Below are 24,115 nucleotides of genomic sequence, written 5' to 3'. Positions count from 1 at the left end.
CCTCGTCGCGGTGTGCGGCGGGGGCCTTCGCCGTTTGCGCGGGTGGGGTCACCGCATCAGCGGTATGTCCGGGCGTACCCGCCGGAGCTGCCGATCTTGTGCTCGATGCTGAGAATCGCGCCCCCCTCTTGCCTACTTACATACAGCTTTGTATGTTTGTTTTCGTTCCCCTATGTGAGGAGTTCGATGACGAACAAGGTCTACGTCGTCGGCGTCGGCATGACGAAGTTCGAGAAGCCGGGGCGGCGCAAGAACGAGGACGGCAGTGACTGGGACTACCCGGACATGGCCCGGGAGTCGGGGACCAAGGCCCTCGCCGATGCCGGAATCGACTACCGCGAGATCGAGCAGGCCTACGTCGGCTACGTCTACGGTGAATCCACCTCCGGCCAGCGCGCCGTCTACGAACTGGGTCTGACCGGCATTCCGGTGGTCAATGTCAACAACAACTGCTCCACCGGCTCGACCGCGCTCTACCTTGCGGCACAGGCGATCCGGGGCGGGCTGGCCGACTGCACGCTGGCGCTGGGCTTCGAGAAGATGCAGCCGGGCTCGCTCGGCTCCACCTGGGACGATCGCGAACAGCCCATGGCGCGTCACATCATGGCGCTCGCGGAGATCTCCGAGGTGCTGTTCCCGGTGGCCCCGTGGATGTTCGGCGCGGCCGGGCGCGAGCACATGAAGAAGTACGGCACCACCGCCGAGCACTTCGCCAAGATCGGGTACAAGAACCACAAGCACTCTGTGAACAACCCGTATTCACAGTTCCAGGACGAGTACACACTCGACGACATCCTGGGCTCGCGCATGATCTACGACCCGCTCACCAAGCTGCAGTGCTCGCCGACCTCCGACGGGTCCGGCGCGGTCGTCCTGGCCTCGGAGGAATTCGTCGACCGCCACGACCTGTCGCGGCAGGCGGTCGAGATCGTCGGCCAGGCCATGACCACCGACTTCCAGTCCACCTTCGACGGCAGCGCCAAGAACCTCATCGGCTACGACATGAATGTCCGGGCGGCGGAGAAGGTGTACGCGCAGGCCGGGCTCGGCCCCGAGGACTTCCAGGTCATCGAGTTGCACGACTGCTTCTCCGCCAACGAGCTGCTGCTGTACGAGGCGCTCGGCCTGGCGAAGGAGGGCGAGGCGGCGCACCTCATCGACTCCGGCGCGACCACCTACGGCGGCAAGTGGGTGGTGAACCCCTCCGGGGGGCTCATCTCCAAGGGACACCCTTTGGGCGCAACGGGTTTGGCGCAGTGCAGCGAGCTCACCTGGCAGCTCCGCGGCGCCGCCGGCAAGCGGCAGGTCGGCAAGGTCACCGCCGCCCTGCAGCACAACATCGGGCTCGGCGGCGCGGCCGTCGTCACCGCCTACCAGCGCGCCGACCGCTGATCCGCACCCTCCATCCCCGACTACGAAGAGGTAATCCCGTGGGACACATCGAAGCTTCCAAGGACCTGACCGCCACCCCCGACGGCCTGTGGGCCGTGGTCTCCGACCCGCGGACCTGGGACAAATGGTTCTCCATCCACGAGCGCTGGATGGAGGAGCCGCCGGCCGTGCTGGCGCCGGGCGCCAAGCTGACCGCCAAGATCATGATGCTCGGCATGGCCAACAAGATCGAGTGGGTGGTCGAGAGCGTCGAGACCCCGAACAGGCTCATGCTCAGCGGCACCGGCATGGCCGGGGTGAAGGTGCAGTTCGCCTTCGACATCACCCCCGAGGGCGCGGGCAGCCGCTTCTCGGTGTCCGGCGACTTCGAGGGCGCGCTGATCAAGGGGGCGCTGGGCAAGGCGGTGGAGAAGGACGGCCTCACGCAGCTGGACAAGACTCTCGCCGCGCTCGATGCGCTCGCCACGGCGGCCTGACGGCGAGCGGGCGCACGAGATGGCTTCCACCGCTGTCGAATTCGACGAGTCGGGGCTGGGCTCCTGGTCCGACGAGGAGGCGTTCGAGGTCACGCGCGAGCGGATCGCCGAATATGCCGCGGCCACCAACGATCCCATTCCGGCGCACCTGAAAGGCGATGCGGCCCCGCCGGTCTTCGCCATCGTGCCGGTCTTCGAGGCCATGATGATGCCGGTCATCGAGGTGGCCCCGATGAACATCTTCGGGCGGGTGGTGCACGGGGAGCAGGACTTCCACTTCCACCGGCCCATCCGTCCCGGCGACAAGCTGGTGTCGCGGGCCAAGGCCATCGGGTTCGAGGGCAAGGACAACGGCTCGACCATCACCATCCTCATCGAATGCCGGTCCGAGGCCGGGGAACTGGTCAACGAGCAGTATCTGACCGCGTTCTTCCGCAATGTCGACGCGGGTAAGCAGGCGGGCGAGCAGGCTCCGGCGCACCGCTTCGATCCGGCACTGCTGGAGCGAGCGCCGCTGGCCACGGTGACCGCGCACGTCGACGCCGATCAGACGTACCGGTATGCGCCGGCCTCCGGTGATCCGGTGCCGCTGCATCTGGACGATCAGGTCGCCCGGGACGCTGGTCTGCCCGGCATCATCGCGCACGGGCTCTGCACCATGGCCATGTCGTCGTGGGGGGTGCTGACCCAGGTCGCGGGCTCGGATGTGGCTCGGCTGCAACGGTATGCGGTGCGCTTCGCCAAGATGGTCTTCCCGGACGACGACCTGGAGACCCAGATCTGGAAGGTCGGTTCGGCCGCCGGGGTCACCACCTACGCCTTCCGCACGGTCCGCGGCGACGACACCGTCCTCAGCGACGGCCTGGCCGAAATTTCCGACAATTCGTAGGGAGACATTCATGGGTGCACTCGACGGACGGGTCGCCATCATCACCGGAGCCGGCCGGGGGATCGGCCGGGAACACGCGCTGCTGTTCGCGCGGGAGGGCGCGGCGGTCGTGGTGAACGACCTCGGCGGCAGCAATGCCGGTGAGGGCGCGGACACCGGCCCGGCACACGAGGTCGTGGCCGAGATCCTCGCCGCAGGGGGGCGGGCGATCGCCAACACCGACAGCGTGGCCGACTGGCAGGGCGCGAAAAACCTGGTGGAGCAGGCAGTGTCGGAGTTCGGGCGGCTGGATGTCGTGGTGAACAACGCGGGCATCCTGCGCGACGCCTTCGTGGCGGGCATGGACGAGTCGCAGTGGGACGCGGTGCTGGCCGTGCACCTCAAGGGGCACGCGGCGGTGCTGCGGCACGCGGCCGGGTACTGGAAGGAGCAGTCCAAGGCGGGCAATCAGCCCGTCGCGGCGGTGATCAACACCGCGTCCGCGTCGGGCACCACGGTCCCCAATGCGGGGCAGGCGAATTACGGTGCGGCCAAGGCCGGTATCGCCGCGCTCACCCTGGTGGCGGCCGATGAGCTGGCCCGCTACGGCGTGCGCGTGAACGCCATCGCGCCCATCGCGCGCACCCGGCTCACCCTGGCCACGCCGGGCATGGGCGAGATGATGGCCGCGCAGCAGGCCGGTCTGGAAGAAGGCGAGTTCGATGCCTTCAGTCCGGCCAATATCTCGCCGCTGGTGGCGTATCTTGCCACCGAGAAGTGCCCGATCACCGGCAAGGTGTTCGCGGTGCAGGGCGGCGCGATCTCCGAACTGGCGGGCTGGCACGACGTGAAGACCATCGAGACCGAGGGACCCTGGTCCATCGACGATATCGCCGGGCGACTGCCGTAATCAGGAAGGCGGACAACGATGTTCGAATGGTCCGAGACCGATGAGCTGATCCGCGGCGCGGTGCGGAGCTTCATCGACAAGGAGGTGCGCCCGCACCTCGACGCCCTCGACAGCGGCGAGATGCTGCCGTATCCGATCATCCGGAAGCTGTTCGCCGAGTTCGGCATCGACGCGCTGGGCTCGGAGACAGTCGCCAAACTGCTTGCCAAGCAACGCAAGCGGGAGGAGGCGCTCGCAGCCGGGGAGCCGCTGCCGGAGAAGAAGGCGAAGACCGGCGGTGACGGCGGGCCCTTCTCCGGCCAGGAATCGCTGATGGCGGTGCTCGTCAGCGAGCTGTCCGGGGTGTGCATGGGGTTGGTCACCGCCATGGGCGTGAGCATCGGGCTCGGTGCGACGACCATCCTCTCGCGCGGCACCCTCACCCAGAAGGAACGCTGGCTCGCCGATATCGTGACCATGAAAAAGGTGGCGGCCTGGGCGATCACGGAGCCCGACTCCGGGTCGGACGCCTTCGGCGGGATGAAGACCTACGTCCGCCGCGATGGTGACGACTACATTCTCAACGGGCAGAAGACCTTCATCACCAATGGTCCCTACGCCGACACCGTCCTCGTCTACGCCAAGCTGGACGAGGGCGACGGCACCCCCGAGTCCAAGACGATCGCGGCCAAGCGCGACCGCAAGGTGCTGACCTTCGTGCTCGACAAGGGCATGGAGGGCTTCACCCAGGGCAAGCCGTTCAAGAAGATGGGCCTGCACGCCTCGCCCACCGGCGAATTGTTCTTCGACAATGTGCGATTGAGCCGGGACCGGCTGCTCGGCGAGACCGAGCAGCACGAGGGCGGCGACGGACGGGAGAGCGCCCGTTCGAGTTTCACCGCCGAGCGCATCGGCGTGGCCTTCATGGCGCTGGGCATCGTCAACGAATGCCACCGGCTCTGTGTGGATTACGCCAAGACGCGCAAGCTGTGGGGGCAGGAGATCGGCCGTTTCCAGCTGGTCCAGCTCAAACTGGCCAGAATGGAGATCGCCCGGATCAATGTGCAGAACATGGTCTTCCACGCCCTGGAACGCTCCCGCGCCGGCAAACCGCCGACGCTGGCCGAGGCCTCGGCCATGAAGCTGTACTGCTCGGAGATCGCCACCGAGGTCGCCATGGACGCCGTCCAGCTCTTCGGCGGCAACGGCTACATGTCCGAGTACCACGTCGAACAGCTGGCCCGCGACGCCAAGTCGCTGATGATCTACGCGGGCAGCAACGAGATCCAGGTGACCCACGTCGCCAAGGGACTGCTCGCCTACTAGGCGCGCGGGAAGTCCGGGACCGCCACCAGTCGCCGGCGGCGGCCCCGGACGCGCGCGCCGCGAGCGGACCGATCGGCCACCGGCGCGGTCGGCACGATGACAGGAGTAGTTGTGACAGCGCTGTCACCCGACGATCCGGCAGCGACCGGCGTCGAGATCGAAGAACGGCACGTCTCGTACGCCGGGGTGCATACCCGGGAACTGGCGGTGGCGGGCACCGGAATTCCGATCGTGCTGCTGCACGGCTACGCCGACAGCGCGGACACCTGGCGCGGGGTCCTGACCCGGCTGGGCGCGGCGGGCCGACGCGCGCTGGCCGTGGATCTGCCCGGCTTCGGCCTGGCGCAGGACCGGCGGCCCGGTCCGATGAGCCCGCAGTTCGACGAGTTCGCCGACGCCCTGGTCGACGCGCACGGACCCGTGGTGCTGGTGGGGAATTCACTGGGCGCGGCCACATCGCTACGGGCGGCGGACCGGGATCGGGACGGGCGGGTGGCCGGGATCGTGCTGCTCGACGAACCGCTGCTGGCGCGACACTGGATGGCCCGGGTGGTCCGCCGCAGCGACTACATCCGCCTGTTCGGTCTCGTCGGCGCGCTGCCGATTCCCGCCGCGATGGTGCGCTGGGCGGTGCGGCGGCTGGTCCAGATGTACATCTACGGTCCCGGGATCGCGGCCGACCCGGAGTTCCTGGCGACGGCGGTGCGTTCGGTGCCCGACATGCGGGGCGTGGCGGCCCGGGCGCGGGACGCCGTCCGGTACGCCCGCGAAAACCCCGGCGGGCACGGTGATCCGGCCGTCACCTGTCCCGTGCTGATCGTGCACGGCGCGAAGGACCGGGTCATCCCGGTCGCCGCCGGCCGGGACCTGCACACCCTGCTCCCGGGCAGCGAGCTGGTGGTGCTCCCGCAGGCGGGACACTGCCCGCAACTCGACTATCCGGCCGAGGTCGCCCGCCTGGTCCTGGACCATGCCGCGCGCCCGGATGGCTCCCAGCGCGCGGGGTGACCGCGCCAACCACGACTCGATTGGAGTGCACCGTGACCGGCGACCCGACCACACTGTGCGAGGCCTTCCAGCGCACCGCGGCCCGCTACCCGGACCGGGTGGCGCTGCGGGCGGCGTCCGGCGGCCCGGAACTCACCTGGGCCGATTACGCCGGGCGGGTACGGGAATTGGCGACCGGCCTGGCCGGGCTCGGGGTGCGCTCGGGTGACACCGTGGCGATCATGCTCACCAACCGGGTGGAGTTCCATCTCGTCGACACCGCGGTCCTGCATGCCAGGGCCACACCGTTCTCGATCTACAACACCTTCACCACGGAGCAGATCGGGCAGCTGTTGGGCAATGCGGGAAACCACGTGGTGGTCACCGAGTCCCGATTCCTGGCGACGGTGCGCGCCGCCGATCGCGGCGGACAGATCGCGCACATCGTCTGTGTCGACGGTGAATTCGAGGGCACGCTCACCCTCGGCGCGCTGACTGTCACGGCCGCACCGGATTTCGACTTCGATGCGGCATGGCGTGCGGTGCGCTCCACGGATCTGCTCACCATCGTCTACACCTCCGGAACCACGGGTGCGCCCAAGGGCGTCGAGCTCACCCACGCCAATCTGCTGGCCGAGTTCGCGGCCATGGAGGCGCTGGCCCGGATCGGCCCGGACGATCGGGTCGTGTCGTATCTGCCCGACGCGCACCTGGCGAATCGGGCGTTCGCGCACTACAACAACCTCATCGAGGGCGTCCAGGTCACTACCGTCGCCGACCCCAAACAGCTGATCTCCACTCTGCCGCAGGTCCGGCCGACACTGTTCCTGGCGGTGCCCGCCATCTGGTACAAGGTCAAGGCGGGTATCGAAGCACTCATCGCCGCAGAGGAATCCACTCCACGCCGGATGCTGCTGCGGTGGGCCGTGGAGACCGGTGCGCGAGTCGCGCGGCTGCGCTTCGACGGGCGGGCGGCCCCGTCGGCGCTGCGGGTGCAGCACATGCTGGCCGAGCGGCTGGTCTTGCGCACCCTGCGCGCCCGCATGGGTCTGGACAGCATCAAGATCGCCGTCAGCGGTGCGGCGCCGATCGCGCCCGATGCCATGGCTTTCATCCTGGGACTGGGGTTTCCGGTCTGCGAGGCCTGGGGCATGACCGAATCCTCGGCGGCGGCCACCGCCAATCGCCCGGACGCCATTCGCATCGGCACCGTCGGACCGGCGCTGCCCGGCACCGAGGTGCGCGTGGCCGAGGACGGCGAGCTGCTCATCCGCGGGCCGCTGGTGATGCGCGGCTACCGCCACGACCCCGAACAGACCGCCGCGGCTATCGACCCCGAGGGCTGGCTGCACACCGGCGACATCGGGAGCATCGACGCCGACGGCTACGTGCGCATCCTCGACCGCAAAAAGGAACTCATCATCAACGCGGCGGGCAAGAACATGTCGCCGTCGAATATCGAAGGCGCGGTGCGCGTTTCCTGTCCTCTGGTCCAGGCCGTCATGGCGGTCGGCGACAACCGCAGATACGTGACCGCCCTGCTGACCCTGGATCCCGATGCCTGTGCCGCCTACGCCCGGCGGCACGGCCTCCCGGACTCCGTGCCCGCGGTCCTCGCCGAACATCCCGGCGTGCTGGCCGAAATCGAGTGCGGCATGCGGGCCGCCAATGCGCGGCTGTCCCGCGTCGAACAGATCAAGCGCTATCGCGTCCTACCGGTCACCTGGGAACCCGGCGGCGACGAACTCACCCCGAAAATGTCCCTCCGCCGCAAACCCATCGCCGAGAAATACGCCGCCGAGATCGACGCGCTCTACGACTAGGGTTTGCGGTGAGATGTCCGTGAAAATGCCTACGTAGCAGGCTGTCTCGTGACTACGGGACGGAGACGGGGCGCAGGCAGCTCTCCAGGGGCAGGATGATCGAGCAGAGGGCGGGCTTGCGGGTGGGGCGGTAGTCGGCGGGGACGCCGCCCTGGGCGGTGATGGATTTGAAGGCGGCCACGGCGTCGGTGGGGCGGCGGGTGAGGGTCGGGTCGGTTTTCGCGTCGACGGTGTAGAGGCCGAATCGCGGTGAGTAGCTGCCCCATTCGTAGTTGTCGGTGAGGCTCCAGTAGTTGTAGCCGATCACGTCGATGCCGTCGGCCTTGGCGCGTTGCAGCCAGTAGACGGTGTCGCGCAGGTGGTCGGCGCGGTCGTAGCCGTCGCTGCGCGGGGCGGCGTTGTCGGTGGGAAGTCCGTTCTCCACCACGTAGATCGGCAGGCCCGGGAACTTCTCGGTGTAGGTGCGCAGGTCGTAGTAGATGCCCTCGGGCTCGATGGCGTTCTTCCACAGTTCGTCACCCAGCAGCGCGGTGCTCGGCAAGTGGGTCAGGGAGGCGCCGTAATAGAAGTCGACGCCGATGAAGTCGAGCTTGCCGCGGATGCGGTCGGCGAACAGCATGTCCGTCAGGTTCTGCACGATCGGGTACTGCGCGATATTGCTGGTCACCCGCGCGCCGGGCTGGCGGGAGTGGATGTAGTCGTAGATCGCGGTGTGCGCCTGCACCAGCCGGTCGAACATCGGCAGCGCGTCGAGCACGCCGATGTCACCGATCTTGATCGATTGCGCGACATAGCCCATGGGCTCGTTGATGGTCACCCACATCGGGTCGTCGGGCGCGTAGCGGTCGACGACCTTGCGCATATTGGTGAGCCAATCCGACACCATGCCCTGGTTCTTCCAGCCCCCGCGATCCGCCTCCCACCCGGGGATCACCCAGTGGTCGAGGGTCAGCATCGGCCGCATCCCCGCCGCACGGATCTTCTGGATGACCTGGTCGTAGAAGCGGAAGCCGTTCTCGTCCCAGGCATTCGGCTGCGGCTGCACCCGCGCCCATTCGATGCTGAGCCGGTACACCTTCAGGCCCATCCCGGCCGCCAGATCGATGTCCTCGGCGTACCGGTCGTAAAAGTCGACCGAATTGCCGTAGGGGTCGTGCGCCTTGCCGGAATTCGCGTACCGGCTCCAGTTGCTGTCCGGCGCATGGCCTTCGGACTGGAATCCGGCCATGGCCACGCCCCACATGAAGTCGGGGCCGAGTGACGGCACGCTGGTCGGCGCACCACCGGCGCTCCCGGTCCCGGACCCGCTGGCACTGCCCGACGCCGACCCGGAACCCGACCCGCTGGAACTCCCGGACCCCGAGCCGCTGTCGGCGGGCGCCGCCCCGGCCACGGCAGACCCGCTGGACACGATGGCCAGTGCTGACAGGACGGAACACAGAACCCGCGCAGTTCTCATCTCAGCGAAATCTCCCAAGTGCTTCGGACGCGGCCTGTTGCCGCGCGGCCGGGTGGCCGTCCAGACTCTACTGGTCATACGTCCAACATGAGAGTGTTTCACTCAATATCGGTTTGTCGGGGGTCGTGGCTAGGGTTCGGGGCGTGACCGATCGTGAGAGTTTCGCTCCACTGGTGTTCTTCGAATACGACCACAAGCCCGGGCACTACTGCCTGATGCTGTCCGACAACCACATGCTCGCCACCGAACCCGTCTTCGCCGAATTCGGTTACGAAGGAAACGGTTACGGCTGGGCCGGGGTGGCGCGGTCGGCGGTGGCGACCCAGGAGGCCGGGGTGGGGGAGCGGGTGAGCTTCGACCCCGAGGCGGGCATGTTCGTCGCGTACGGCCAGGACGCGCCGGCGCTGCAGGCGCTCGGGGCGTTGCTGCGGGACGCGCTCGCGGATCCGGCCGTTCTCCGCGAGCTCATCGCCGCGGGCGATCCGGAGTGGTTCGACTGAACACCCGCTGATCGCGTGCCGCGATCAGCGGGCGGCGCAAGGGGTTTCGCGGCTCAGGGCTTGCGGGAGAGGGCGGCGGAGATCAGCTGTTCCCAGACGCTGAGGTCGTGGTGGTCGCTGCCGATGCGGGCCACGCCCTCGGCGGTGGGTTCGGGGCGCCAGAGGGAACAGGGCACCAGGCCCGGCTCCAGGATTTCGAGATCGCCGAACAGGCCCAGGATCTCCTCGTCGGTGCGCCAGCGGCCGCGGCCGAAGGTGGTCTGCAGCTTCTGCTCGGCGACCCGGGTCTCCTCGTTGAAGCCGGACCGGAAGTGGGAGATGTAGAGCATGCTGCCGGAAGGGATCTGGTCGGCCCAATAGCGGACCACCTGCTCGGGCTTCTCGTCATTGTTGAGGTGGTGCAGGATGGCGCTGAAGATCACGGCCACCGGCTGCGAGAAGTCGATGAGCCGCTCCACCTCCGGATGGTGGCGGATCGCCTCGGAATCGCGCAGGTCGGCCTGGATGACGGTGGTGAATTCGTCCGTCTCCAGAATCGCGCGGCCGTGTGCCAGCACGATGGGGTCGTTGTCCACATAGACCACATGCGGCTCGGACTGGTGCCGCTGCGCCACCTGGTGCACATTGTCGGCGGTGGGCAGGCCGCTGCCGATGTCGACGAACTGCTTGATCCCGGCGCGCGAGATCTCGCCGATGGCGCGCACGAGGCAATTCCGATTCGCGTACGCGATATCCACCGAACCCGGCAGATCCTTGATGAAGAAGTCCCCGATCTCCCGGTCGGGCGCGTAATTGTCCTTGCCGCCCAGGAGATAGTCGTACACCCGGGCAATACTGGGCTTGGACTGGTCTACTTGCGGTTGTTCCGTCATTCTCCACACACCCCTGTCAGTATCGAATTGCCCTCCGCTTCGCTCCGGGCGGGTTCGCGGCCTGGAGGTCTCGTTCTTCCCTCCCTGCGCTCCCCGCTTCGCTCCTCCGCTCCGCTCAGTCCAGAACGAGACGGGCCGCGAACCTGGCGACGTGGATCCGCCGTAATCCTATGTAACTGAACGAGTTCCGGTGCGCGGTTCCAGGTAACACTGGGCGTGCCTGAGAGCGTAGATGATTCGGGGCCCGTCAGACGGCCCGCAAGCGGGTGCGGCTGGCGTAGACGTGCTCGGCGATCAGGGTCGCGATGCGGTCGGGCGCCTCGAGCATGGGGACGTGGCCGACGTCGTGGACCAGGATGCGGTCCGCCGACTCCGGCAGTTCCTCCAGGAAACGGCGGGCGTACAGGCGATTCGGGATGATCCGGTCGTTCTCGCACATGAGCAGCCGCACCGGGGTGCGCAGCGTGGCCAGGTGCTCGAGGGCCGGGAATCGCAGGCCGCTCACCAGCATCGGCAGCATGGCCTTGCAGTGCATGGCCGAGGTGATGGCCGCCTCGATGCCCGCGCGCGAGGCCGCCTCGGTGTTCTTGGTGAGCAGCAGCGCCACCGCCTGCCGGACGAGCCCGCTGTAGGCGACGGCGGCCGGCAGATGCTTGCCGATCTCCACGAACGGCACCATCGACAGGAACTTCAGCCCGACCCGAAGCTGCAACGCGGAGGGGGTTTGCCAGCCGCCCGCGGGCGCGATAGCGGTGAGGGTGCGGGCCCGGCCGCGGCGAGCCAGCTCGAAGCCGACCCAGCCGCCGAGCGAATTGCCCGCGATATGGCAGGTGCGCCAGCCCATTTCGTCGAGCTGGTCCTCGACCCGGTCGGCAAGGGCGCTGACATCGAGGTACCAGCCCTCGAGCTCGGGGCCGCCCCAGTGCCCGGTGAAGGCCGGAGCGAACACTTCGCAATGGCTCGACATGCGCTGTGCCACCTGCTCCCAGCAATGCGGGGACAGCATGAATCCGTGCAGCAGGAGCAGTGGTTCACCGGAGCCGGTGTGGAGCGCGCGGATGGGCGCGGGCGGGGCGGTGGGCCGGGTGGTGCCTGACGTCATCGTCGTCACCCCTTCCTGGACCTCGATGTCCGTGAAGAGAGTCGGTAAGCCGCATTGTACGGTCGTGAAGTGGCGAAAATCATCAGTACGTGCAACGTGAACGGGGTGCGTGCCGCGGCGGGCAAGGGATTGCTCGAATGGCTGGCCGCGACCGAGGCCGATATCGTCTGCCTGCAGGAAACGCGGGCGACCGATGAGCAAACGCGTAGCGCGCTAGCGCCCGCGCTGGCCGCCGGATGGTTTCTCAGCCATGCCGAACCGGGCCTGAAGGGCCGGGCGGGCGTGGCCATCCTGTCCCGGCACCAGCCCGACGCGGTGCGCGTCGGCGTCGGCCTGATCCAGGACGGAAGCTGGTCTCCCGTCGAGGAATTCGCCACGCTCGGCCGCTATGTCGAGGCCGACTTCGAGGATCTCACCATCGCCAGCGTCTACGTCCACACCGGCGAGGCGGACACCCCGCTACAGGACGAGAAGTACCGCTTCCTGGACGCCATCGGCGCACGCATGCAGGCCCACCCGGGCGAGTTCGTGATCATGGGCGACTGGAATGTCGCGCACACCGAGCTCGACATCAAGAACTGGAAGGGCAACGTCAAGAACGCGGGCTTCCTGCCGCAGGAACGCGCCTGGGTGTCGTCCATGCTGGCCGCCGGCTACGTCGACGTGGTCCGAGAACTGCACCCCGGCGTCCCCGGCCCCTACAGCTGGCACTCCTACCGCGGCCGCGCCTTCGACAACGACGCCGGCTGGCGCATCGACTACCAGCTGGCACGCGGCGAGATCGCCGCCCGCGCCAAGCAGGCCGTGGTCGAGAAGGCCGCGACCTACGCCGAACGCTGGTCCGACCACGCCCCGGTGACGGTGCAGTACCGATGAAGAAGCCTCATCGGGTGCTTTCCAGTCCTCTGGAGCTGCTGGAGTACCCGGAAGCTGGTTACCGCTCCGAGTAAAGGCCCCCTGACCGGATACCCCTCCGCACCAGACCCCCAGCCCTCTCCGCCGGCTGGGGGTTCCCGAGGTGAAGACGTCGGCACGGTGGCAATCGGGGGCCGTGCCTTCTCTGGAAGCGCGTTCAATCGGTTATCGCCCCACCTCCTCTCGCGGCTCCCGAGCATCGGAAGGGCCTTCGGACTCCAGAGGACCAGGGCTCTCCCCGGTGCTGTCCAGGCCGGCGAAGATGTGCGTTATCTACCCCGGCACCTGATCGATTCTGATGAGCTGACTACCGACGATTGGTGGATCTTCGATGACTCGGTGGTGGCGTTCACGGTGTTCGAGCCCGGAGATAACGGGCGTTGGATCGGTGGTGCCGTCACCACCGATCCGCGGATTGTCGAGTACATCCGACGCCGAGGGCGTCTTACGAAGCGTGATCGACTTCCAGCAGATACCGAACGATATTGACGAAGGGGTATCGAAACGCCTTGAACGGCAGCAGATTCTGTATCGAAGGGACCATCGGTTCCACTTCGTCATAGCCGAGCAAGCTCTGCGAACCACGGTCGGCAGCGATCAGACCATGATCGGGCAATTGGATCGGCTGCTGGCCGTAGTGGGTATGCCCAGAGTTGTTCTCGGCATCGTTCCGGCTGAGGAGCCGTACCGGGTGTCGATGACGAACTTCGCGCTGTTCGACAACTCCAGGGTCATGGTCGAAACCGTGACGGCCGAACTCACAGTCACTCAGCCGAGAGAGATAGCCCAGTACGGCAGGGCATTCGACGTGTTGGCCAACCAGTCGGTGACCGGTGAGCCAGCCCGGCGGCTGATCCGCCGAGCGCTGGAAACGCGGTGCCGCTGAGGGGTGCCGCGAACCTCTGGGTGCGTGGCCAGCTATCGGCGGAAACATCCAGGTCGGTGATTCGCCACGGCCGCTGTCCGCTCTTCATCACACACGGTTCCGGCGGTGCTCCGACTGGCGGGTGGTGACGTAGATTCGTCAGTCATGACGGATAGCCGAGCAACCAGTAAGGCACTCAAACGGGTCTGCAGTACGGCTTCTTGCCTGGTCAACAGGGATTCTCTGGTTTGCGGAACCGAGTCGATCCGGTGAAGAAGCTGTCCAAGAAGCACAGCGCCTGGCTGACGCTGGGGGTGGCCGTGCTCGCGCTGATCGCCGCTATCGTCGCCAACCGGATCAATACCGACCATCCGAACAACACGGGCAGCGCCAAATCCGTTGTCACATCGGTGGTCAAGACGACCGCAAAGCCGGGTGGTGTCACGCCGGCTCCCGGCGTGGCCGATCAAGCGGCCCCGCCTTCCAAGGTGGCCGGCGTGCCCGACCAGGCGTACAAGACCCTGGTCGAGATCGACGCCGGGCGCTGGCCTGGCTCCGCCAATGCGCCCGGCACCCACGGCGGCGACACCTGGAACAACCGGGAGGGTAGCCTGCCCCGCAAGGACGCCTCCGGCAAGGCGATCAGTTATCAGGAATGGGATGTGAATCCCAAGCAGTCCGGCCAGACCCGCGATGCCGAGCGCATCATCACCGGCAGCGACGGTTCGGCCTATTACACGGGGGACCACTACAAAACCTTCACGAGGATGCGCTGACATGACCGAGCCGATGCCGCTGTCGCAGTTCCTCTCCGCTCCCGCCGAAGATGTCGCCGAGCGCCTCGACAATGTCGCCGGGCGCCGGGCTCCCGCTCCGGTGCTCGGGGTGCTGCCCATCGGCGCGGCCGAATTCTCCGGCGTCCGTTACCGGATTCCGGACGACTACCTCGCCCGGGAACTGCGCGGCCGCAAGATGCGCACGGTCACCGAGGTTTTCGACGAGTTCGCCGCCGCCTTCCAATTCCCCTACTACTTCGGGGAGAACAAGGACGCCTTCGACGAATGTCTCCGCGACCTCGACGAATTCGTCGGAGCCGCACAGGGATACGTGGTGGTGATCCGCAATGCCGCGCTCTTGCTCGACCGGCAGCCCGACGAGCGCGACTGGTTCGCCGAGGCCATGGCCGACTGCGCGACCATCTGGGCGGCCCGCGGCATCCCCTTCCGGGTGGTCCTGCAGGATGCCACGCCACCCGGATTGCCGGTGATACCCCTGGCTCTCGACCCCGAAACCGAAAATTCTTGATTCACCGGACTTTCCACTCCAGTTAACCTGCGGTCGAACAAAACTGTCCTGGACGCTGCAATGGTTCCGCTATGCGATCGCGGCCTGACGCGATCCGGATAGACCTGGAGGTTCCATGCCTGCCTCGGCACGCCGTTTGGCGGTCGCCCATGGCCGTCGCTTCGGCAAACGAAGCCGCGCCGCCGCCGCGTTCGCCGCGCTGGTCGCGCTGAGCGCCACCTCGTGTTCGTCGTCGTCCGGCCAGGCGGCGCCGGACACCGACACCACGACGCCCATCAAGCACGTGGTGGTGATCTTCCAGGAGAACGTCTCCTTCGATCACTACTTCGGCACCTACCCGAACGCGGCCAACACCGACGGCACCACGTTCACGGCGCAGCCGAATACGCCGAAGGTGGACGGCCTCACGCCGGATCTGCTCACCAAGAACCCCAACAAGGCGCAGCCCGTGCGCCTCGGCGGTCCGAACCAGCAGGTCACCTGCGACCAGGACCACGAGTACAAGGACGAGCAGCTCGCCCTCAACGGCGGCAAGATGGACCAGTTCGTCGAGCACACCAACGTGTCCGAGGGCAAGTCCTGCAAGGCGCCGGTCTACGGCCCGCAGGGCCTGGTCATGGGCTACTACGACGGCAATTCGGTGACCGCGCTGTGGAATTACGCGCAGCACTACGCCATGAGCGACAACTCCTGGACCTCCACCTTCGGCCCGTCCACCGTGGGCGCGCTGAACCTGGTCGCGGGCCAGACCCACGGCGTCACCAAGATGGAGCCGCCCAAGCCGGGCCAGCCCTTCCCCGCCGACACCGTGCTGGAGAACGCCGGCAACGGCCAGGGCACCGTGGTCGGCGACCCGCAGCCCTACGGCGACGACTGCTCCAACCGCGACACCGTCCAGATGAGCGGCACCACCATCGGCGACCTGCTCACCAAGAAGGGCGTCAGCTGGGGCTTCTTCCAGGGCGGCTTCAAGCCCACCGACACCAAGGACGGCAAGGCCGTCTGCGGCGCCACCCACAATGTCGGTGTGGCACTGGGCGGTACCGGCAAGACCGGTGACAAGGCCTGGGACACCAAGGGCGACTACATCCCGCACCACGAGCCGTTCCAGTACTTCGCGTCGACGGCCAACCCGCACCACCTGCCGCCGACCTCGGTCGACAAGATCGGCCACGACGATCAGGCCAACCACCAGTACGACCTGACCGACTTCTGGGCCGCCGCCGACAAGGGCAACATGCCCGCCGTCAGCTACCTGAAGGCCGCCGGCTACCAGGACGGCCACGCCGCCTACTCCGATCCGCTGGACGAGCAGCAGTTCCTGGTGGAGACCATCAACCACCTGCAGAAGCTGCCGGATTGGAAGGACACCGCGGTCGTCATCGCCTACGACGACTCCGACGGCTGGTACGACCACACGGCGCCCAAGCTGGTCATGAACTCCGCCTCCGAGCAGGACGGCTACAGCGGCCCCGGCGTCTGCGGTGACGCCAAGGCGAATCCGGCCAAGTACCAGGGCCGTTGCGGCTACGGCCAGCGCGTGCCGCTGCTGGTCGTCTCGCCCTACTCCAAGGCCAACTTCGTCGATCACGGCGTGACCGATCAGGCCTCGGTCCTGAAGTTCATCGAGGACAACTGGAAGACCGGCCGCATCGGCGACGACTCGTTCGACGAGAAGGCCGGCACCCTCGACGCCATGTTCGACTTCAAGGCCGCCGCGCAGCCGGCCCTGCAGCTCGACCCGAAGACCGGCGCCGCGAGCTAACCCGGATGCGCTGACCGCCCGGCCCGATCCCGTGGACCCGATCCATTGGAAAAGGCCGGGCGGTTTTGTATTCGGGCGCGGGCGGTTCCCCCTATAGTCGCTGACAGTGTGTCGAGCGAGTGGGGTCCGGTTGTGATCAGTCGTCGAAAAGTGTTGCGGGACGGGGCGATTCTCGCCTTCGCCGGGGTGGCGGCCGCGTGCGCCGCGCCGCGGCGGGTGGCGGGGACCGCGGCGTCCGGGAGCATCGCCTGGGAATACCAGGTCGACGGCGAGGTACGGGGACTGCGGTACGGCGCCGGCACTGTAGTGGTGGAAAACGCCGCCGTGCTCACGGGACTCGAGGCCCGGAGCGGACGCGAGTTGTGGCGGTTCCCCATCGCGACACCGGGGATCGGCCGTCATTCCAGCGTCTGGAGCAACGCCCTCGTGGTCTGCGGTGCCGAACCCGATGCCGCCGGGGATCGGGCCGTGGCCGTGGATCTGGCGTCGGGGAAACGGAATTGGTCCTTCGACGCACCCGAGGGGGTCGTGCTCGGCGGAGTCTTCGGTGTGCGGGACGGGGTGCTCTATCTGATCGCCTCCGATCGCGACAAGGGCGGGCGCGAGGCGTGGGCCGTGGACATGACGAGCAAGGCTGTCCGCTGGCGGGTGCCCTGCGATGCCGAGGCGCTGTCGGTGCCCGACAGCGGTTCGCTCCTCTACAACCAGAGTCCCAGCACCGGAGGCGATCTCGTCGCCCTCGACCTCGGGACCGGTGCGACCGCCTGGTCCCACGCGGGCGACTCGGCGGTCTCGGCCAGCACCATCGCCACCGGCCTGGTCCAGGGCGCCGTGCTGGCCACCGACGGCGCCCACATCGTCTCCGGCCTGGACCCGAAAACCGGTGCGGCACTGTGGACCACGCCCGCCCTGCCCTACACGGCCGGCGTCGTCTTCGGGTCCGGCGACGCCTACTACCTGTGTGACGGCGAGCGGCTGCATGCCATGACTCCCGGCGGCGAGGCGGCCAAGCTGTGGAGTATCTCCATCGCCGATCGGGGCGCCGCGGCCGATGTCGGCGGGTACCCGAGCGCGGGGGCCTTCTACCTGCTGGCCGACCGCATCCTCCGCGCGATCGACGTGCACACCAGTGCCATCCGCTGGACGCAATCGATTCCGGACAAGGCCGGATCGCAGGTGTCCTTCGCCGTCGGGGACGCCCACTGCTACGTCGAATCCACCGAGGACGACCCGGGCGCATCCGCCGTGATCGCCGTTGTGCGCTGACTCGGATTCCCCTGCGGGGCTACGATTCCGGCGGCCGGGGGAGCGCGCGGCTCAGCGGCGGATCTGCCGGGCCAGGTCCTCGCCCAGCAGCACGAAAACGTCGGTGGTGGCGTCGATGAGCTCGTCGCGGGTCATCGGGAGGTCGCCCTGGAGCCAGGCCGTGAGGGTCTGGACCAGGCCGCCGACCAGGTAGGTGGCGCGGAAACCGATCACGGGCAGGGGGTCGCCGTCGGTGAGGCCGTAGAAGTCGATGCCCTCGGCCGCCACGATATTCGCGAACGCCTTGATGGTGTGCGTTGTGCGGGTGCGTAATTCGGGGGTGGCGGAGCTGACCACCAGGGCCACCCGGGCCTTGCGCGGATCGTCGGTGAGGACGTGGATGCCCGCGGTGATGGCGGCGTGCGCCTTGGCGCGCGGGTCGTCGGGAGCGGTGTGCAGTGCGGCGAGCAGGGCGCCGGCCAGCTCCTCGGCGATGGTGTCGAACAGTGCCGACAGCACGGCGTCGCGGTTGTCGAAGTTCTCGTAGTAGTAGCGCTCGTTGAGTCCCGCGCCGGTGCAGAGGGCGGAGACGGTGAGCTTGTCGATGCCCTGGGTGCCGAGGATGTCGAGGGCGGCGTCGAGCAGGGCGGTGCGGCGCTGGGTGCGGCGTTCGTCCGCGGAGATGCCGCCGTAGGTCCGTTGCCCGGTCACGAACCGATTCTGGCACGGCCGCGATTCTGGCAGAAGGTCTTGCCAGAATCTGTAATCTGGGGGACTCTATTGCCAGATGTGATGGCCCGCATCACACCCACCGGGAGGCAACGATGCCTGCACGCGCGGCTCAGAGCGGCTACTTCTCCGACGACTCGATGATCCGCAGGGTCATGCGCAAGCGCGCGGTCGGACTCACCTACGGCCAGCGAGCGCTGGTGATCGGCGCGGTGCATCCGCTGCTCTATGTCGGAACCGCCGAGAACACCCAGCATCGGACCACGCCCTACACCCGGCTCGCCCTCACCGGCCGCCTGTTCGAGGCCGTCTCCCTGGGCACCCGCGAAGAGGCCGATCGGGCACGGGCCTTCACCCGTAAACGGCACGCCCCGGTCGACGGCGTGCTGCCGGAGGACGCGGGCGCGGCCAACCCGGCCGGCACCCACTACTCCGCGGCCGACCCGCATCTGATGTTCATGACCATGGCCTTCACCTTCGATTCCGCCGAGGTCATGCACGATCTGCTGGTCCGCCGCCTCACCCCGACCGAACGGGAAGGGCTGTACCAGGACTACGTGCGCTGGGGCGAACTGTTCGGCATGCCCCGCAGCGCCGCCCCCTACACCTACCGCGAATTCCGCGACTACTTCGACGGCTACCTGGCCTCCGACGAGCCCCACCTCACCGAGGAGGCCAAACTGGTCGGCTCCTACCTCATGGGCCAGCGCGTCGCCCACCCACTGCCGGCCCCCATCCAGCAGGCCCTCACCGGCTTCTCCCTCCTGGTCCAGGGCAGCCTCCCCGAACGCGTCCGCGACATGTACGACCTCGACTGGGGCCTGCGTGAACAAGTCGCCTTCCACGGCCTGGCCCGAGCCGTCCGCACCGCCCACCTCTCCCCACCTCTGGTCGGCAACCCCCTGACCGCCCCGATGACCGGCCCCAGCTACCCCCTCTACAAGCTGGCCACCCGCCGCGAACAGCGCCTGATCGGCTCCGGGCGGCCCAGCATGCCGGGGGTCGATCCGCGCCCCCCATCGGACCGAATCGGCGCGTGACCGGCCGCTTTGGCGGACGACCCAGAGGTTCGCGGCCGTCTCGATTCGGGACTGCGGCTGGAATAGACCTCCGCCTTGGAGTGGGGGAGCGAAGCGGAGGAGCGGAGGGGGGAGGTATCGAGATCTCGGGGCCGCGAACCCGCCCCGGAGCGAAGCGGAGGGGCAAATTAAGCTCGAGCCATGTCGAGTCCTGAAGCCGCCGCTGAGCGTAAGCAGCGGGTCCTGTCCGGAATCCAGCCCACCAGCGATTCCTTCCACCTCGGCAACTACCTTGGCGCGCTGCAGTATTGGGTGCGGTTGCAGGACGACTACGACGCCTTCTATTTCATTCCGGACCTGCACGCCATCACGGTGCCGCAGGACCCGAAGCAGCTGCGTACGCGGGTCAAGATCTCGGCCGCGCAGCTGCTGGCGCTGGGGCTGGACCCCAAGAAGTCCACGCTGTTCGTGCAGTCCCAGGTGCCCGAGCATGCCGAGCTGGCGTGGGTGCTGAACTGCATCACAGGGTTCGGCGAGGCGAGCCGGATGACCCAGTTCAAGGACAAGTCGGTCAAGCAGGGCGCGGACAATGCCACCGTCGGTCTGTTCACCTACCCGGTGCTGATGGCCGCCGACATCCTGCTCTACCGCGCCCAGCTGGTGCCGGTCGGCGAGGACCAGCGCCAGCACCTGGAGCTGACCCGAAACCTGGCGCAGCGCTTCAACACTCGCTACAAGAAGACCTTCGTGGTGCCCGAGCCGCACATCGTGACCGGCACCGCCAAGATCTACGACCTGCAGGATCCGACCGCCAAGATGAGCAAGTCGGCCAACAGCGACGCGGGCCTGCTCAACCTGCTCGACGATCCCAAGGTCTCGGCGAAGAAGATCCGCTCCGCGGTCACCGACACCGAGCGTGAGATCCGCTACGACCCGGAGGCCAAGGCGGGTGTGAGCAATCTGCTGGTCATCCTCAGCTCGCTGACCGACACTCCGATCGTCACGCTCGAGCAGGACTACGCCGGCAAGGGCTACGGCGACCTGAAATCGGACACCGCCGACGCGCTCATCGAGTTCGTGACGCCGCTGCGCGCGAAGGTGCAAGAATACATGTCCGACCAGGGTGAACTCGACCGCATCCTCGCCGCGGGGGCCGAGCGGGCGCGGGAGGTCGCCGGGAAGACTCTCGCGCAGGTGTACGACCGGGTGGGCCTCCTGGCCCGCTGAACCGGCCGCCGCGCGTCCGGGTGTGCGGAGGTAGCGGTGTGTTCGGGAACCTGAAGGCGTGGGTCGCGCGGCAGATCCAGCGTCGTCCCTGGCTGGACCATGTGGTCCGCGCGGGCGAGCGCTATCAGCGTCAGCGCGGCGACTACTACGCCGCGGGCATCACCTATTTCACGGTGCTGTCGCTGTTTCCGCTGCTGATGGTGGGTTTCGCGGTGGCCGGCTTCGCGCTGTCGCGGAATCCGCAGTGGCTCACCGATATTCAGAACAAGATCGTCGAGAACATTCCGGGCGACGCGGGCAGCCAGATCAACGACCTGATTCACCGGGCCGTGGAGTCGCGGACGGGCGTGGGCTCCATCGGTCTGGTGACCGGCGCCTACGCCGGGCTGGGCTGGATCGGCAACCTGCGGGCAGCGCTCAGCGAGCAGTGGGATCAGCCCAGTAAGCAGCGAAACTGGTTCCTCGCCAAGGTCTCCGACCTGCTGGCGCTGATCGGGCTGTTCCTCGCCATCCTCGTCTCCCTCGGCCTGTCCGTGCTGGCCTCCGGCGGCCTGATCACCCACCTGCTCGACCGCCTGCACGTGCACGAGTCGGCCTGGGCGAAGGTCCTGCTCACCGTGGCGTCGCTGGTGCTGGCGGTGGTGGCGAACTGGGCCGTGTTCGTCTGGATCATCGCGCGCCTGCCGCTGCATCCGGTCACCTTCCGCAGTGCCGCCCGCGCGGCCATGATCGCGGCGGTCATCTTCGAGGCGTTCAAGCAGCTGGCCTCGGTCATTCTGCGATCGGTGGTCAACGGCCCGGCCGGGGTGGTCTTCGGGCCGATCATCGGCCTGATGGTCTTCAGCTACTTCACCGCGCGGATCATCCTCTTCGCCACCGCCTGGGCCGCCACGGCCGCGGACAACGAGGTGCCCGCCGAAATCCCGCCGCCCGCCCCGGCGATCATCCGTCCCCGGATGACCGCGGGCGGTCTCTCCGCCGGAGCGGGTGCGGCCTGGTTCGGCGCGGGAGCCCTTGCGGCGACGCTGCTTTCGATGCTGCGCCGCCGCTGACCGCTCAGCGGCGGCGGCTCATCCGGCGCGCGCTCAACAGCAGCGCCAGGACCAGGATCACGCCGACGACCATCAGGGCGATCCGCAGATCGTGGTGGTCGGAGCTGGAACCGGAATCCGCGCCCGGGGCGGGCTCGGCATCGGTCCGGGCGGGCGGACTCGCCAGTGCCACCGAGGGATTCGCGTCTCCGGAGCTGCCGTCGGGCATGCTGCCCACGGTCGCGCCGGCCGGCAGCGCGAAGGCGTAGTCGAGCAGTTTGGCCGCCTGCTCCCACGGCCGGAAGGGCCGCACGTCCGCCTTGAGCAGCGTCACCACATAGCGGTGGCCATTGCGCTGCGCGGCCGCGACGAAGGTCTGCCGGGCGTCGTCGGTGTAGCCGGTCTTGCCGCCGATCGCGCCGTCGTACTCGAAGAGCAGATGGTTGTCATTGCCGACCGGGAAGCCCGGATGATCCTTGTCGTCAGGGTTTTTCGGATCGGCCGGGTAGCCGGGGAAGTCCACCTGCTCGGTGTGGATCAGCTCCGCGAACAGCGGCAGCGTCATCGCGTGCCGGAACAGCAGCGCCAGATCGTAGGCCGAGATGCTCATGCCCGGCCCGTCCAGACCCGACGGCGTGGCGGCCCGGGTGTCCAGCGCCTGCAACTGTTTCGCGAGCGTGTTCATCTTGGCGACGGTGGCGTCGTCCCCGCCCAGCTGGGTCGAGATGGCATGCGCCGCGTCATTGCCCGACGCCATGATCAGCGCCTGGAACAGCTGCTTGTTGGTGTAGCGCCCACCCGGTCCGATGCCGACCCGGGTGCCGTCGGCATTGGCGTCGTCCTGGGTGCCGATCACCGTCGTGTCCAGGTCCAGCGCCGGGATCGCCACCGACGCCAGCAGCACCTTGATGGTGGAGGCGGGCCGGTAGCGCCCGTGCGGATCCTTGGCCGCGATGACCCGCCCGGTATCCAGATCCGCCACCTCCCAGGCGGTGGCCGAGATCCCCTCCGGCACCGGCCCCGCCCCCGGCGGCAGGATGACGCCGCACCCGCCGAGCTGCTTGCCCCCGATCGGCGGATTCGGAATCGGCAGCGCCGCCGGCGCCGTCTGCCCGGGCTCGGGCGCCTCGGAGGTGTCGATGGGCGGCGGCGGAGCCGTCTTGTTCGGGCAGCCGTCGGTATTGGGCGTGGTGAACGGCGTTGTCGTGGCGGACGGTTGGGCCTGTGCCGCACCCGGTAGCGGCCCGAAGGCGACCCCGGCGAACACGGTGAGACCGGTCGCCAGGGTCGCGACGGTGACAAGGGGGGCGCGTCGCCGACCAGCGGCCGGGTGCACGGTTCGGCGCGAATACCTGCGGATACTCATCGCGCCCGACTCTATAGCCGACCGGTCACCCCGGCGCGCGATGTGCCGCGGCGCGGCCGCGACCGTGTCGGCCTGGGGGAGCGGCTAGTTGGCGGTGTGGGTGACCGGGCAGCCGTGGGCCAGGGGGCCGAGCAGCTTGTTGTTGTCGTAGTAGTGCTCGAGCTCGAGGATGCGCAGGTCCTCGGAGACCTTGGCGATGGTGACGCCGGTCATCTCGATGAGCTCGCCGGTGGGCTGGTGGCCCTTGTACTCGCCCTCGTAGCGACCCCAGTGGCGCCACTTGAAGGTGACGGTCGGCGGGCCGGACAGCACCTCGAGCACCTCCCAGAAGAAGCCGCCCGGGAACGCGGTGTGGAAGATCTTGTGCGAGGTCTCGAAGGTCTCGCCCGCGGCGTCGTAGAAGGGGTTCTCGCCGATCAGGATGTTGTAGGACCCGATGCTCGCGAATTCGTCTGCGTCCTGCCAGTTTCCGCCGTTGACGCGGCCGCGGTAGTGCTCGGCCACCAGCGAGACCCAGGTGGCCGGGTCCTTCTTGTGCGAGACCTCCATCTCGAAGACCTTCACCAGCTCTTCGACGATGTGCTCCAGCGAATCCGGCGCGTGCTGGGTGGTGCGCTCGACCGGAATGACTTCCTTGCTCAGGTGGTAGTCGGGCGCGCCTTCGCGCCAATCCTCCGGTGCCGCAGCGGCAATGACGGCATCACGGCCCTGCAGGTGCAGCGGGGTCTCGACGGATTCGGTTGCTTGGTCGGTCATTTCGTGCCTCACGTGTCCAGACCCGTTGGGGGGTCATCGATCTCAGAAACGGACCGCATGACGGTAACAGCATGGGGACTTCATGTCGCGACAAGCATTTGGGACTCCGGTACCAGACAGCGGAATGGTGATTCACCCCATCCCGGCCCGCCCCGACCCATGACACGACAAGAATTGACAGTCTCTCTGAAATGAGAG

24 protein-coding genes are annotated in these 24,115 nt (G+C 67.8%); 18 read left to right on the top strand and 6 right to left on the bottom strand.

The genetic code is table 11. The features are described from left to right. Window positions 1–186: 186 nt before the first annotated feature. The 7 genes from ABZV44_RS00500 (at window position 187) to ABZV44_RS00470 (ending at window position 7,761) form a co-directional block, all read left to right on the top strand. Window positions 187–1,392, top strand: coding sequence for a lipid-transfer protein (locus ABZV44_RS00500; RefSeq protein ID WP_354830233.1), 1,206 nt, complete (start codon window positions 187–189; stop codon window positions 1,390–1,392). A 38-nt stretch (window positions 1,393–1,430) separates the two neighbouring features. Beyond that, window positions 1,431–1,868 carry an SRPBCC family protein gene (locus ABZV44_RS00495; protein WP_354830231.1) on the top strand — a complete coding sequence of 146 codons (438 nt, stop codon included), beginning with the start codon at window positions 1,431–1,433 and terminating at the stop codon, window positions 1,866–1,868. Window positions 1,869–1,887: 19 nt separating this feature from the next. Next, a complete protein-coding gene (locus ABZV44_RS00490; RefSeq protein ID WP_354830230.1) occupies window positions 1,888–2,757 on the top strand; it encodes a MaoC/PaaZ C-terminal domain-containing protein in 870 nt (289 codons plus the stop codon). Between the two features lie 10 nt (window positions 2,758–2,767). Next, entirely contained in the window at window positions 2,768–3,646 is an 879-nt protein-coding gene (locus ABZV44_RS00485; protein WP_354830229.1) for an SDR family oxidoreductase, read from the top strand. An 18-nt stretch (window positions 3,647–3,664) separates the two neighbouring features. Beyond that, entirely contained in the window at window positions 3,665–4,951 is a 1,287-nt protein-coding gene (locus ABZV44_RS00480; protein WP_354830227.1) for an acyl-CoA dehydrogenase family protein, read from the top strand. Between the two features lie 111 nt (window positions 4,952–5,062). After that, window positions 5,063–5,959, top strand: a complete 897-nt coding sequence (locus tag ABZV44_RS00475; RefSeq protein ID WP_354830226.1) for an alpha/beta hydrolase — start codon at window positions 5,063–5,065, stop codon at window positions 5,957–5,959. A gap of 32 nt (window positions 5,960–5,991) precedes the next feature. Beyond that, a complete protein-coding gene (locus ABZV44_RS00470) occupies window positions 5,992–7,761 on the top strand; it encodes a long-chain fatty acid--CoA ligase (RefSeq protein WP_354830224.1) in 1,770 nt (589 codons plus the stop codon). Window positions 7,762–7,813: 52 nt separating this feature from the next. On the opposite strand, the gene ABZV44_RS00465 is transcribed toward ABZV44_RS00470, so the two are convergent. Continuing rightward, window positions 7,814–9,172, bottom strand: coding sequence for a family 1 glycosylhydrolase (locus tag ABZV44_RS00465; RefSeq protein ID WP_354830223.1), 1,359 nt, complete (start codon window positions 9,170–9,172; stop codon window positions 7,814–7,816). A 191-nt stretch (window positions 9,173–9,363) separates the two neighbouring features. Between ABZV44_RS00465 and ABZV44_RS00460 the strand changes: the two genes are divergently transcribed. Then, on the top strand, window positions 9,364–9,720 hold the full coding sequence (locus ABZV44_RS00460; protein WP_354830221.1) for an immunity 51 family protein: 357 nt from the start codon (window positions 9,364–9,366) through the stop codon (window positions 9,718–9,720). Between the two features lie 53 nt (window positions 9,721–9,773). On the opposite strand, the gene ABZV44_RS00455 is transcribed toward ABZV44_RS00460, so the two are convergent. Both ABZV44_RS00455 and ABZV44_RS00450 read right to left on the bottom strand, forming a co-directional pair. After that, window positions 9,774–10,592, bottom strand: coding sequence for an SAM-dependent methyltransferase (locus tag ABZV44_RS00455; protein WP_354830219.1), 819 nt, complete (start codon window positions 10,590–10,592; stop codon window positions 9,774–9,776). Between the two features lie 247 nt (window positions 10,593–10,839). Next, window positions 10,840–11,694, bottom strand: a complete 855-nt coding sequence (locus ABZV44_RS00450; RefSeq protein ID WP_354830218.1) for an alpha/beta hydrolase — start codon at window positions 11,692–11,694, stop codon at window positions 10,840–10,842. Between the two features lie 69 nt (window positions 11,695–11,763). Here ABZV44_RS00450 and ABZV44_RS00445 point away from each other — a divergent pair, with 69 nt between their 5' ends. The 7 genes from ABZV44_RS00445 (at window position 11,764) to ABZV44_RS00415 (ending at window position 17,810) form a co-directional block, all read left to right on the top strand. Next, window positions 11,764–12,570 carry an exodeoxyribonuclease III gene (locus tag ABZV44_RS00445; protein WP_354830216.1) on the top strand — a complete coding sequence of 269 codons (807 nt, stop codon included), beginning with the start codon at window positions 11,764–11,766 and terminating at the stop codon, window positions 12,568–12,570. Window positions 12,571–12,729: 159 nt separating this feature from the next. Next, window positions 12,730–13,098, top strand: coding sequence for a DUF6879 family protein (locus ABZV44_RS00440; RefSeq protein WP_354830214.1), 369 nt, complete (start codon window positions 12,730–12,732; stop codon window positions 13,096–13,098). Next, complete coding sequence (locus ABZV44_RS00435; RefSeq protein WP_354830213.1) at window positions 13,064–13,495, top strand: DUF5753 domain-containing protein; 432 nt, start codon at window positions 13,064–13,066, stop codon at window positions 13,493–13,495. The genes ABZV44_RS00440 and ABZV44_RS00435 overlap by 35 nt, the downstream gene beginning before the upstream one ends. A gap of 248 nt (window positions 13,496–13,743) precedes the next feature. Continuing rightward, complete coding sequence (locus ABZV44_RS00430) at window positions 13,744–14,250, top strand: ribonuclease domain-containing protein (protein WP_354830212.1); 507 nt, start codon at window positions 13,744–13,746, stop codon at window positions 14,248–14,250. 1 nt (window position 14,251) lies between these two features. Beyond that, entirely contained in the window at window positions 14,252–14,779 is a 528-nt protein-coding gene (locus tag ABZV44_RS00425; protein ID WP_354830211.1) for a barstar family protein, read from the top strand. 115 nt (window positions 14,780–14,894) lie between these two features. Next, entirely contained in the window at window positions 14,895–16,544 is a 1,650-nt protein-coding gene (locus tag ABZV44_RS00420) for an alkaline phosphatase family protein (RefSeq protein WP_354830210.1), read from the top strand. A 132-nt stretch (window positions 16,545–16,676) separates the two neighbouring features. Further along, window positions 16,677–17,810: a PQQ-binding-like beta-propeller repeat protein gene (locus ABZV44_RS00415; RefSeq protein ID WP_354830209.1), complete on the top strand. Its 1,134-nt coding sequence runs from the start codon at window positions 16,677–16,679 to the stop codon at window positions 17,808–17,810. Window positions 17,811–17,861: 51 nt separating this feature from the next. Here the strand turns inward: ABZV44_RS00415 and ABZV44_RS00410 are convergent, their stop codons facing one another. Further along, the gene (locus tag ABZV44_RS00410) at window positions 17,862–18,500 is read right to left on the bottom strand and encodes a TetR/AcrR family transcriptional regulator (protein ID WP_354830208.1); all 639 of its coding nucleotides are present in this window, start codon (window positions 18,498–18,500) and stop codon (window positions 17,862–17,864) included. Between the two features lie 113 nt (window positions 18,501–18,613). Between ABZV44_RS00410 and ABZV44_RS00405 the strand changes: the two genes are divergently transcribed. From ABZV44_RS00405 to yhjD, 3 genes are all read left to right on the top strand, one after another. Continuing rightward, entirely contained in the window at window positions 18,614–19,558 is a 945-nt protein-coding gene (locus ABZV44_RS00405; protein WP_354830206.1) for an oxygenase MpaB family protein, read from the top strand. Between the two features lie 180 nt (window positions 19,559–19,738). Further along, window positions 19,739–20,764, top strand: coding sequence for a tryptophan--tRNA ligase (trpS, locus tag ABZV44_RS00400; RefSeq protein ID WP_354830205.1), 1,026 nt, complete (start codon window positions 19,739–19,741; stop codon window positions 20,762–20,764). Window positions 20,765–20,802: 38 nt separating this feature from the next. Continuing rightward, window positions 20,803–21,816, top strand: coding sequence for an inner membrane protein YhjD (gene yhjD / locus ABZV44_RS00395; protein ID WP_354830203.1), 1,014 nt, complete (start codon window positions 20,803–20,805; stop codon window positions 21,814–21,816). 4 nt (window positions 21,817–21,820) lie between these two features. On the opposite strand, the gene ABZV44_RS00390 is transcribed toward yhjD, so the two are convergent. Together ABZV44_RS00390 and ABZV44_RS00385 are read right to left on the bottom strand one after the other, a co-directional pair. After that, window positions 21,821–23,161, bottom strand: a complete 1,341-nt coding sequence (locus ABZV44_RS00390) for a serine hydrolase (RefSeq protein WP_354830201.1) — start codon at window positions 23,159–23,161, stop codon at window positions 21,821–21,823. Window positions 23,162–23,245: 84 nt separating this feature from the next. Beyond that, window positions 23,246–23,917 (bottom strand): SnoaL-like polyketide cyclase, encoded by a 672-nt coding sequence (locus ABZV44_RS00385; RefSeq protein ID WP_354830199.1) that lies wholly within the window; start codon window positions 23,915–23,917, stop codon window positions 23,246–23,248. Window positions 23,918–24,115: the final 198 nt, after the last annotated feature.

Origin of the sequence: Nocardia sp. NPDC004860 (assembly GCF_040609015.1) — a bacterium.
GTDB lineage: Bacteria > Actinomycetota > Actinomycetes > Mycobacteriales > Mycobacteriaceae > Nocardia.
Note: the sequence above shows the minus strand (reverse complement) of the source record. Positions and strands in the feature narration are given on the sequence as shown.

Bases quoted from the DNA above. Each gene is read 5' to 3' on its own strand.
- ABZV44_RS00500 (WP_354830233.1), top strand. From the start codon at position 187: ATGACGAACAAGGTCTACGTCGTCGGCGTCGGCATGACGAAGTTCGAG.
- ABZV44_RS00490 (WP_354830230.1), top strand. From the start codon at position 1,888: ATGGCTTCCACCGCTGTCGAATTCGACGAGTCGGGGCTGGGCTCCTGG.
- ABZV44_RS00485 (WP_354830229.1), top strand. From the start codon at position 2,768: ATGGGTGCACTCGACGGACGGGTCGCCATCATCACCGGAGCCGGCCGG.
- ABZV44_RS00480 (WP_354830227.1), top strand. From the start codon at position 3,665: ATGTTCGAATGGTCCGAGACCGATGAGCTGATCCGCGGCGCGGTGCGG.
- ABZV44_RS00455 (WP_354830219.1), bottom strand. From the start codon at position 10,592: ATGACGGAACAACCGCAAGTAGACCAGTCCAAGCCCAGTATTGCCCGG.
- ABZV44_RS00450 (WP_354830218.1), bottom strand. From the start codon at position 11,694: ATGACGTCAGGCACCACCCGGCCCACCGCCCCGCCCGCGCCCATCCGC.
- ABZV44_RS00425 (WP_354830211.1), top strand. From the start codon at position 14,252: ATGACCGAGCCGATGCCGCTGTCGCAGTTCCTCTCCGCTCCCGCCGAA.
- ABZV44_RS00420 (WP_354830210.1), top strand. From the start codon at position 14,895: ATGCCTGCCTCGGCACGCCGTTTGGCGGTCGCCCATGGCCGTCGCTTC.
- ABZV44_RS00405 (WP_354830206.1), top strand. From the start codon at position 18,614: ATGCCTGCACGCGCGGCTCAGAGCGGCTACTTCTCCGACGACTCGATG.
- trpS (WP_354830205.1), top strand. From the start codon at position 19,739: ATGTCGAGTCCTGAAGCCGCCGCTGAGCGTAAGCAGCGGGTCCTGTCC.
- ABZV44_RS00390 (WP_354830201.1), bottom strand. From the start codon at position 23,161: ATGAGTATCCGCAGGTATTCGCGCCGAACCGTGCACCCGGCCGCTGGT.
- ABZV44_RS00385 (WP_354830199.1), bottom strand. From the start codon at position 23,917: ATGACCGACCAAGCAACCGAATCCGTCGAGACCCCGCTGCACCTGCAG.